The organism is Streptomyces sp. NPDC002265, from assembly GCF_040296125.1.
In the GTDB taxonomy this organism is placed as follows: domain Bacteria; phylum Actinomycetota; class Actinomycetes; order Streptomycetales; family Streptomycetaceae; genus Streptomyces.
Genome location: NZ_JBEOWS010000376.1, coordinates 1 through 8,964, shown reverse-complemented (window position 1 = coordinate 8,964; position 8,964 = coordinate 1). Strand labels below are relative to the sequence as shown.

The 8,964-nt window shown below is 67.3% G+C and carries 9 protein-coding genes and 1 pseudogene; 4 read left to right on the top strand and 6 right to left on the bottom strand.

The window, feature by feature from the left end; translation table 11 throughout:
• Window positions 1-136 precede the first annotated feature (136 nt).
• A complete protein-coding gene (locus ABT085_RS39610) occupies window positions 137-856 on the top strand; it encodes an SMI1/KNR4 family protein (RefSeq protein ID WP_351619797.1) in 720 nt (239 codons plus the stop codon).
• Between the two features lie 13 nt (window positions 857-869).
• Here the strand turns inward: ABT085_RS39610 and ABT085_RS46880 are convergent.
• A protein-coding gene (locus tag ABT085_RS46880) for an IS630 family transposase (protein WP_502982929.1) occupies window positions 870-1,933 on the bottom strand; the annotation gives its coding sequence in 2 pieces (ribosomal slippage) (window positions 870-1,486 and window positions 1,486-1,933; 1,065 coding nt in all).
• 239 nt (window positions 1,934-2,172) lie between these two features.
• Here ABT085_RS46880 and ABT085_RS39595 point away from each other — a divergent pair.
• On the top strand, window positions 2,173-2,535 hold the full coding sequence (locus ABT085_RS39595; RefSeq protein ID WP_351619791.1) for a hypothetical protein: 363 nt from the start codon (window positions 2,173-2,175) through the stop codon (window positions 2,533-2,535).
• A 229-nt stretch (window positions 2,536-2,764) separates the two neighbouring features.
• On the opposite strand, the gene ABT085_RS39590 is transcribed toward ABT085_RS39595, so the two are convergent.
• Entirely contained in the window at window positions 2,765-3,130 is a 366-nt protein-coding gene (locus ABT085_RS39590; protein WP_351619788.1) for a hypothetical protein, read from the bottom strand.
• Between the two features lie 328 nt (window positions 3,131-3,458).
• Here ABT085_RS39590 and ABT085_RS39585 point away from each other — a divergent pair, with 328 nt between their 5' ends.
• Window positions 3,459-3,653: a hypothetical protein gene (locus tag ABT085_RS39585; RefSeq protein WP_351619785.1), complete on the top strand. Its 195-nt coding sequence runs from the start codon at window positions 3,459-3,461 to the stop codon at window positions 3,651-3,653.
• Between the two features lie 572 nt (window positions 3,654-4,225).
• A pseudogene (locus ABT085_RS39580) lies at window positions 4,226-5,465 on the top strand (IS256 family transposase).
• A 129-nt stretch (window positions 5,466-5,594) separates the two neighbouring features.
• Here ABT085_RS39580 and ABT085_RS39575 read toward each other — a convergent pair.
• The 4 genes from ABT085_RS39575 to ABT085_RS39560 all read right to left on the bottom strand — a co-directional run bounded on the left by ABT085_RS39575 (window position 5,595) and on the right by ABT085_RS39560 (window position 8,866).
• Complete coding sequence (locus tag ABT085_RS39575; RefSeq protein WP_351619782.1) at window positions 5,595-6,236, bottom strand: DUF6461 domain-containing protein; 642 nt, start codon at window positions 6,234-6,236, stop codon at window positions 5,595-5,597.
• A gap of 118 nt (window positions 6,237-6,354) precedes the next feature.
• Complete coding sequence (locus tag ABT085_RS39570; protein WP_351619779.1) at window positions 6,355-6,729, bottom strand: transposase; 375 nt, start codon at window positions 6,727-6,729, stop codon at window positions 6,355-6,357.
• Window positions 6,730-7,051: 322 nt separating this feature from the next.
• Window positions 7,052-7,942 (bottom strand): ISL3 family transposase, encoded by an 891-nt coding sequence (locus ABT085_RS39565; protein WP_351619777.1) that lies wholly within the window; start codon window positions 7,940-7,942, stop codon window positions 7,052-7,054.
• Between the two features lie 474 nt (window positions 7,943-8,416).
• Entirely contained in the window at window positions 8,417-8,866 is a 450-nt protein-coding gene (locus tag ABT085_RS39560; RefSeq protein ID WP_351619774.1) for a HEAT repeat domain-containing protein, read from the bottom strand.
• Between the last annotated feature and the right edge of the window lie 98 nt (window positions 8,867-8,964).

Below are 8,964 nucleotides of genomic sequence, written 5' to 3'. Positions count from 1 at the left end.
AAGGACTCCGGAGAACCCGACCACCGCGCCGGGATTCCGCCATGCCCGAGCACCGAAATCGTTTCGGCCACCCCACAGTTGTCCCTCAGCGACGCCTCATCGCCCCAACCGAAACGGCGAGGTTAGGGTCTGCACCATGACGCAGACGTTCGATGTTCGCCAAGGCCTGGAGCATGCACGCGCGGACCGCGAGGCCGCCTGGCGCTTCGTCCGTGACTTCACGCACGCATGGGTGGAGCCACTCACCGACGGCGACGGCTTCACCGAGGAGAACCTCGCACGAGCGGAGGAACGTCTCGGCGTAAGCCTGCCGACCGCCCTTGACGAGATGTACCGGCTGCTCGGGAGGCGCCAGGATCTGACGAGTAACCACGATCGGCTGCTGCACCCGGACCAGCTCTACATCGACGCCCGCAGCGAGGCGCTGGTCTTCCGGGAGGAGAATCAGGGCGCCTGCTCCTGGGGTGTACTGGTCAAGGATCTCGATCAGGCTGATCCGGCGGTTCATGTGCTGTCGGATCTGGCCGACCAGCAGGCCCAGCGGTGGGAGCCGTGGATGGAACGCCTGTCGTGGATGGCCGTCGAGATGGTGCTGGCGGAGGCCCTGCACGTACCGCAGCACCTGAGCGACTTCCTTTACGAGCCCGACCCCGAGTACACGCGGATCCTCGAAGAGAGCTGCGAGCAGCTGCCGTTTCCGACCTATCCGGCCAGGGGTTTCGAGGGCACTCGCTGGTTCCTCGGCGCGGACGTGCTGCTGCGGGATGAGGAGGGCTGCGTGTCTGTGAGGGCTCGGACCGGGGAAGCGCTGGAAGCGGTCCGGGCCGTACTCCCGGGGGACTGGCTCAACGGATAAGGACTTTGGCGTGTCAGCTGTCCATGGTCAGGCCGGTACCGCTGAGGCAGCCGTCGACCAGGTCGGGGTGGTGCTGGATCTGTTTGAGCCGGTGCTTCACGGCCCGGGTGATCTGACTGAGGTCGGCTGCGGCGAGGTTGGCGATGTCGCGTTTGACCAGTGACCAGATGCCCTCCTGCGGGTTGAGGTCCGGCGCGTAGGTGGGCAGCTGGAAGACGGTGAGCCAGTCGGAGTTCGCGGTTATGAACTCCCGCAGCGGCTTGGTCAGGTGGAGGCGGACGTTGTCCCAGACCAGGACGATCGGGCCGCCGAGCTGGATCCGGGCGCGGACGATCAGGTCCCGGAAGTCGTGCCAGCCGAAGCCCTTCGGCTCGTCCTTGCGGCCCCGGTACTCCCGGATCCGGTAGATCAGCCGGGACCGTTCACCGGGCTTGTAGCAGGTCAGGCCCGCCATCGACACCCGGCCGGAGCCCCGGCCCCGGACTCGAACGACGGGGGTCTGGCCGATCCGACCCCAGGTCCTGGCGCGCGGCGGCGTCATAGACTGCCCGGCTTCGTCCTCGAAGACGATCCAGGCCCCGAGGGCCGCCGCGGCGCTCTTACCCGCGGCCAGGTCTCCTTCTTCCACACCTCGACTGCCGCGTCGTCGCGCTCGATCGCCCGGCGGGCGGGCTGCTGCCACGACCAGCCGTGCCGCCTCAGCAGCCGCCACGTGCCCTCCACCGTGTACGAGACGTGGAACAGCCGGCCGATTAGCGTCTTCACCCGCGCCAGCGTCCACCGCTGGTCCGCCCACCCATGGACAAGCGGCCCCCGCTCCAACTCCCGCGCCAGCCTGGCGATCTGGGCCGGGCTGAGCCTCGGGCGGCCCGGTGATCCCTTCGACCGGACGCCGACCCCTCCGCGCTCGCGCCAGGCCCGGCGCCACCGCTCTACCGACCGCTCGCTCACCCGCAGCGCGGCAGCGATCTCCCGGTTCCTCTCCCCGCCCTTGAAACCTTCCGCGGCCTGCAGTCGGACCCGCTCCCGCGCGGCCCTCCCCACCTCGGTCAGCCCACCGCCCTGCGCGTATCTCACGACCTCAGGGCTACCGGAACGGACCGGACGCCGTCAGGCGAACGGCTCCGACATCACTCAATCAAGTTCAGTAGTCAACTAGTGGATACCAAATCGAGCGCCGGAGTGACTGCGATCGGGCACGCTCCGGACATGCTGGCGGCGGCATGGAATGCGGCGGCCCGAGAGGGGACTCCGATTGCGCGCACTCCGGAGGAGCTCATCACGATGTTGAGGGAACTGGGATGAAAGGGGCATACTTGATCTCGACTTCCGCTAGCCTCTTCGATGAGGCTCGCAGCATCCTGATCGAAGCCGGGGCCGAAGCCACCGCAGACGTCGTGCAGCTGGATGATGGGCAGGGGCACCTTTTCACCCTGTATAAGGCTGATCCGTCGGTGGATTGGGATTGGCGTGAAGGCGCTATCTTCCTTCGGCGGGGAGTGCAGCTCCCTGATCTGGCCAATGCCGTCGCATGCATGGTGGAGTGTCGTTGGGAGGGAATGTTCGCGAGAGTCGTACAGCATATTTCCGCGAATCTGTCACAGACAGCTTGGGTGCTGGACGGGGACAGCGTTTTGTGGGATGCCTCTGATGTCGATCCGTCCGAGGTCTGCCTGTAGGACTCTTGACCGGCACTATCGAGAGGCAGGGGGGAGGGTGAAGAGTCTCGTCGGCTGCTACGGCCCTCACCGCGGGATGCGTCAGGTGTGCGCCACCTGCGAGCGGACATCGCTTTGATGCCGGTGAAGCAGGGGCTCAGGTTCATGCGCCACAGGGCGGGGTGTGTATGCGTACGCGCCCGGGGCGAGGGCGGTTAGCGCTGTTCGACAGCCATTCGGGCCAGGAGTTTCAGCAGGGGCAGGTCGGCTGCAACCGCGTCGACGGCGTTTCCGAGGTCGTTGAGCTGAGGTCTTGCTTGCCGTGTGCCAGGCCGTCGCGGATGGCGTAGAGGTGTCTGGCGATATCGATTCCGGCTGTGGTGATGGCCTCCACGCGGCCGCGTGCCCTCTCCTTCAGCACGGAGAACGCCTCGACGGGTTCCTCGGCGTGTCCCGGCAGGAACACCGGGACGGTCATCAGCTTCCCGAAGTCATAGCCTTCGAGGGCATTGAGGTGATCGGTGATGAAGTCCATGCCGTTGCTGCTCCGTGGTGCTTCCAGCACCCGGTACAGCCCCATGTACGCGGCGAGCAGGGCGACGTGCCTGATGGCCATGCCGTACAGGGCGCGCGTTTCGGTGGAGGAGGCGAACCGGCGGCTGAAGTCGGCCAGCGGATCGCCGTGCGTGAGGTACCGCAGCCGTAGTAGGTCGGTGTGCGGACCGCGTGGGCCTGTTCGGCGACGGAGTCCAGGATGTCGCGGTAGGTGCGATTGGCGCGAAGCCAGGGTCGGTCGTGACCGACCGGTTCGTAGGGTGCGGTGGCCGGCTCCTGCAAGGGCACGACGGTCGTGGGGGAGTCATGGTCGAACGCGATGCAGTCCGCGAGGAAGAGCACGTCCTGCAGCGGCGGTGCCGCGCGAGAGGGGTCGTAGAGTTTCTCTGATGTCCTGCTGGATCGGCCCGATCACCACGTTCGCCGCCGTGGCCGTACCCGTCGTCACCGCCTACGCCGCACCCGGCCTCGCCCGCCGCCTGGCTCTGCGCCGTTCCCTCCGCCGCCTCCTGCGCACCCTGCCCTTTGAAAGCGGCTCTGTCCGCAGTTCCGGTGCCGTGATGGTCCGACTGGAGGGTTGGTGATCACGCCTTGCCGAGAGGCCTGGCCCTCTGTGGCCCGATGGTTGGGACCTTCCAGCCGTACATCAGGGCCAGGACGACGCACCTCGCGTCACGGCGGCCATATCGGGTGGCCTCGCAGATCTCGCTAATCGCTTCGTTCCATCTTTGCTGCTCGACGAGGATGCGGGCCCGGTCCTGCGCTGTACGGGGGGTCGGCAATTCGAGGCCACGGATGATGTCGGGGTCCCAGTTTTGCTTTCGAGCGTGCTGGATTCGCATCCGTGCTGCTACCGACCACGTCATCGCGTCTCCCACGTACCCGTTGCCTGGCCTCATGCTACGGCTGAGTGAGGATAGGGGTCCGTAGCGGTCCTGATGGAGCATTCCGGCAGTCGCCGCCTGACCTGGGATTCACGGAACCGCGGACAGGACCTGAGAACGGGGTTCGGGCACAGATCGGTTGCGTCCCTGGGAGTGGTGTACCAGTTCCCACCTGATTCGGGTGTATGTCCCGGCGTCGGAGTGAGGGTCCGGATCTGAGAACGGCCACCGGCTGATCTTCGAGATGTCTAGGCTCGAAGGAGATCAGCACGATGACCGCACCAAACAGTGTGCCCCTGCGCGCCCTCGCCGAGGACAACCTCGCCTCGGCGAGTCCCGATCTGCTGCGCGCAATGGTCAAGACGTTCGCCGACGCACTCATGTCCGCCGAGGCCGACGCCCTCTGCAACGCCGAATACGGGCAGGTCAGCGACGAACGCGTCAACCACCGCAACGGCTACCGTCCACGCGAGTGGGACACCCGCGCCGGCACCGTCGAACTCGCCGTCCCCAAGCTGCGTCAGGGCAGCTACTTCCCGCACTGGCTCCTCGAACGACGCCGGCGGGCCGAGCAGGCCCTCATCTCGGTGGTCGCCACCGCCTACCTGCTCGGTGTCAGCACATGCCAGGTCGAGAAACCCGCCGAGCCCCTCGGCGTCACTCAGCTGTCGAAGTCCCAGGTCAGCGCGATGGCCAAGCACCTCGACGAACAGGTCACCGCGTTCCGCAACCGGCCCCTGGACGCCGGACCGTATGCGTTCGTCTGGGTCGACGCCCTGACGCAGAAGGTCCGCGAGGGCGGCCCCATCATCAACGTCCACGCCCTGATCGCGGTCGGCATCAACGCCGACGGCCACCGCGAAATCTTCGGCATCGACGTCGCCACGGCCGAGGACGGCGCCGGCTGGCTCGCCTTCCTGCACTCCCTGACCGCCCGCGGCCTGTCCGGCGTCCAGCTGGTCGTCTCCCGACGCCCACACCGGCCTGGTGAACGCGATCGGCGCGGTCCTGCCCGGCGCATCCTGGCAGCGCTGCCGCACGCATTACACCCGAAACTTGCTGAGCCAGGTCCCGAAGTCGGCTCAGCCCTGGGTGGCCACGCTGCTGCGGACCGTCTTCGAACAACCCGACACCGACGCTGTCCAGGCCCAGATGCGCCACGTCCTGGACGCACTGGAAGCGAAGTTCTCCAAGGCCGCAGCCCACTTGGACACCGCCCAGCACGACCTGCTGGCCTTCACCGCGTTCCCGCGGGAGCTCTGGCGGCAGATCTGGTCCAACAATCCCCAGGAGCGGCTGAACAAGGAGATCCGCCGTCGCACCGACGTGGTCGAGATCTTCCCCGACCGCACCGCCTTGATCCGTCTCGTCGGCGCGGTCCTGCCCGAACAGAACGACGAATGGACCGAGGCCCGCCGCTACATGGGCCGCGAACTCCTCGCCAAGGCCCGCCTCCACCCGATCGAGTCAGAAACCGACGACACCGCCCTGCCCACCGAACTCACCGCATAGCCTCACAACGAGATCACCGAGTGGCCGTCGATACACCACTCCAGCGGACGTGACCCACAGATCTTGGGGAGCGAACGCGGACGGTGACCACTGACGCTTGAGTTTCAAGATCATCGATGTTGTGAGGTCTTACAAGATCTCGACAGTCCCGGGCGGAACCGGTCCCTCGCCCGCGTAGGTGTCGCCCAGGGGCCCCGACGGCGCGTCGTCCTCGGCGAGCGTCAGGCTGGGCCAGGGGCCGGCGAGGGTGGCGTCGTCCAGGGTGATGCCGAGGTGGTCCAGCACGAGGGCCACCACAGGTGCCATCCCGGCATCCTCTCCTTCGTGCGTGGCGAGCGCCGCTTCCACCCGATCCCACCAGGGGCCGAACGGTTCGGACCGGGTGTGCTCCATGCCTGGCTCGAAGTACTCGACGCATTCGCCGTCACGCCAGTACTGGAAGACGTCGATTCCGTCGGTCGTCGCCAGGCTGTATGTCTCAGTGCCGCGAGACAGCTCCGCAAGCGATTCTTCCCCCAAGCCGATGCCACCTTCCTCCTCGACGCAGAAGGCCCATTCATCGATCCTCCCGGACCGCAGCAGCGAGACCATCGCGTCACCGGAGTCGCCCGGGACCAGGTCCGAGGCTGTGTCCCAGTCGAGCAGGCGTGCCTGGTCCGGGTCGGCCCCGTACCGGGTGAAGACCTCCCCGGGGCTCAGGTCGCGGGTAAAGGTGACGCACATCCAGGCCACCGCCCAGCGAAGCGAATCCATGTCCGCGTCTGTCTTCACGTTTTGCCTCCGTCGTTCACTTGGGTACCGCTCGCCGACTCTGCCGGGCCGCCGTGTTCCCGGCCATGCGCTTGGCGCAACGGGGAGTTGGATTCATGCTGCCTGATGGCCGCGGAGGCTATTGCAGCAGGATCATCTTGCGGAGCAGTTGGAGTCCGGCGCGTCCGTAGAGTTGCCTTTTGATCTTCTTGATGCGGTTCACGGCGCCTTCGCTGCCGCCGGAGCTCCAGTGCAGGGTGAGTCCGGCGGTCACGGCGTCGATATCCCGGTTCAAGTGGCGTGCGAAGTTGGTGAGGCCGGGCAGTTGGCTGACGTCGACGGCGGCGATCCATGTGGGGAGTGTGGGGCCGAGGCGGTTGGTGACGATTTCGCCGAAGCTGAGGACGTGTTCGGCGGCGCGGTCCAGTTCGGGGCAGCGGACCAGGATGTTCTTCAGCTCGGCGTGTTCTTCCTCGCTCAGGGCTGTGGGGTGGCGGGTGAGCCAGCCGGTCACCTGTCGCGCTGTCGGTGGTCGAGGTGGCGCCTGCCGGGGGACGGCAAGCAGTGTGGCGATGTGGGCGCGGACCATCTGGCAGGTGATGGCGCGTACTCGGCGAGCAGTTCGCCGTACAACTGGACGACGCTCGTGCATCCCGCGGCGAACCGTCGTTCCAGGCAGGGCTTGTAGGGGTCCCGCCTGCTGGGTCGGGGCTGGTTCTCGCGGAAAGTGTCCTGCCGGCGCGTGGCTGCCGCGTATCGGAGGACGCTGTTCGGGCCCCAGCCCAGGTGCCGGGCGATGGCTCGGCGTGAGTGGCCTTGCGCGAGCAGGTCGTGGATCAACGCGTGTGCAGCCTTCTTCCGCTCGGCCCGTCGACCGACGGGATCCGGATCGTGCTGCGGCCGGTCGGCGGTGGTGAGTGTGTCGCTGGTCGGCGGGTTGGGTGGCGGGTCCGCAGGCAGTCGCAGTGGGCCGCGACGCATGTCTCGACGGCCCGGCCGAGGCCCTGCCACAGGTGGAAGCGGTCCGCGACCTGCAGGGCGTCGGGGGCACCGAGTCGGGCCCCTTCGGCGTAGGCACCCGCCCGGTCCCGGCAGATGATCTCCACCCCCGGGTGAGTGGCCAGCCATGCGGCCAGCGGCCCCGACTCACGGGTCGGGAGCACATCGACCACGTGGTGGGCCTCACCACAGGTCAAGACGGTGGAGTAGGTCTGGCCCCGGCGGATCGTGAAGTCGTCGACACCCAGCACGCGCGGCGTGCTGAACTGCGGATCCGGCAGGGCCATGATCCTGCGCAACAAGGTCATCCGTCCTGCCCCGAGACCGAGCTGAGCGGCCAGGCAGGCGCCGGCTCGTCCCGCGAGCGCGAGCCCGACCTGTTCCAGGGCGTGGTTGAGTCGCCTGGTGAACCGAGCGTACGGGCTGGTCAGCCGGGTGAACGGCTCTGCGAACGTGCGGCGGGGACAGGACGTCGCGTCACAGATGAAGCGTCGGACCGTCAGCCGGATCACAACGTTCTGCCCACCGAGGGGGAGATCTCGCAACCTGCGCTGGTAGCAGGCGTGCACCCGCTCCGAGACGGTTCCGCAGTCCGGACACGAGGCCCCTGCCGTCCTGCCTCTCACCGCCACGTGGACCGTGCCGAAGGCGGTGGTGACCGCCTCGACGTTCATGTCGTCGATTCCCTCGAAGACCAGTGAGTCCCAGAATGATGCATTGCCCTGCATCGGTAGACCGTCACCGGCCACGACCTGCCGAGGAGGACCCGAACAGAAACCTGATGGAGCGTCATTCACGGCCGATGAGTGGCAGGGCGTACGCGGTCTCAACCGATCCCAGACCCCCGCAATCGAACAACCTGGTCACGCTCTGCGACCGCTCCCCAAGATCTGTGCCAGAACCCCGTTCTCATGGACAAAGTCAGCCGGCCTTCATCCGTGCCCGGCGCAGGGCTTCTTGGCGGTTGGCGCAGGTGTCGATGAGGTTGTAGTGCCGGGTCAGCACCCCGGTAGGGGAGCGGTGGCAGAGTCCGGCCGGCCGGCAGGTTTGCGGGTACTGCGGCCGGGATGAGCGCTGGCTGCGCTGTTGTCGTCTGGTTCCCGGTGCGGGCGCTGGGGGAGGTGCCGGGTGGCCGGTCGCCGTGTCGAGCGGGCCGGGCCGGGCAGGCGCCGTCACTGCGGGGCGCCTGCCGAGAGCAATGGTCAAGAGTTGTGGGTGAGGCCCTCCGGCTCGACGGCGGTGATCTCGGCTGCTGCGAGCCGGGCCTCCTGGCGAACCTCTGCGTCGGGGTGATGGAGGAAGGACTCGATGAGTGGCCGGGCCTGCGGGTCGTGGGTGGCCCCGAGGATGTAGAGCGTGTGGACGAGGAGTTCGCGCGCCATCGTCGGCATGGCTGTCGTCAGCGGTGTGACGAGGGGCAGAGGCAGGCTGTAGTGGTCGAATGCCTCGCTGATCGAGTTCAGAGCGGACTCGCGTACTTGGGTCACCGGTTCGTTGACGGCCACGCTGACCAGACGTCCCACGGCCAGGCGAACGGAGTCGGCGTCGAGTGCGGTGCCGCGCAGGAGGTCCCCGAGAACGTCGGCGGCGACATCCCGACGGCCTGGATCGCGGTCGGTCAGCGTTTCAAGGGCCTCGAACATGTCGTTCATGCTGCCCTACCTTCTTGAGTGCGTCCCAGGAGTTCGCGACTCTGGGGTCGCGCGAGTGGGGCAGGGATGGTTTTCATGCTTGCTGCCCTTGATGGCTC

Bases quoted from the DNA above. Each gene is read 5' to 3' on its own strand.
- ABT085_RS39610 (WP_351619797.1), top strand. From the start codon at position 137: ATGACGCAGACGTTCGATGTTCGCCAAGGCCTGGAGCATGCACGCGCG.
- ABT085_RS39590 (WP_351619788.1), bottom strand. From the start codon at position 3,130: ATGGCCATCAGGCACGTCGCCCTGCTCGCCGCGTACATGGGGCTGTAC.
- ABT085_RS39585 (WP_351619785.1), top strand. From the start codon at position 3,459: ATGTCCTGCTGGATCGGCCCGATCACCACGTTCGCCGCCGTGGCCGTA.
- ABT085_RS39565 (WP_351619777.1), bottom strand. From the start codon at position 7,942: ATGCAGGGCAATGCATCATTCTGGGACTCACTGGTCTTCGAGGGAATC.
- ABT085_RS39560 (WP_351619774.1), bottom strand. From the start codon at position 8,866: ATGAACGACATGTTCGAGGCCCTTGAAACGCTGACCGACCGCGATCCA.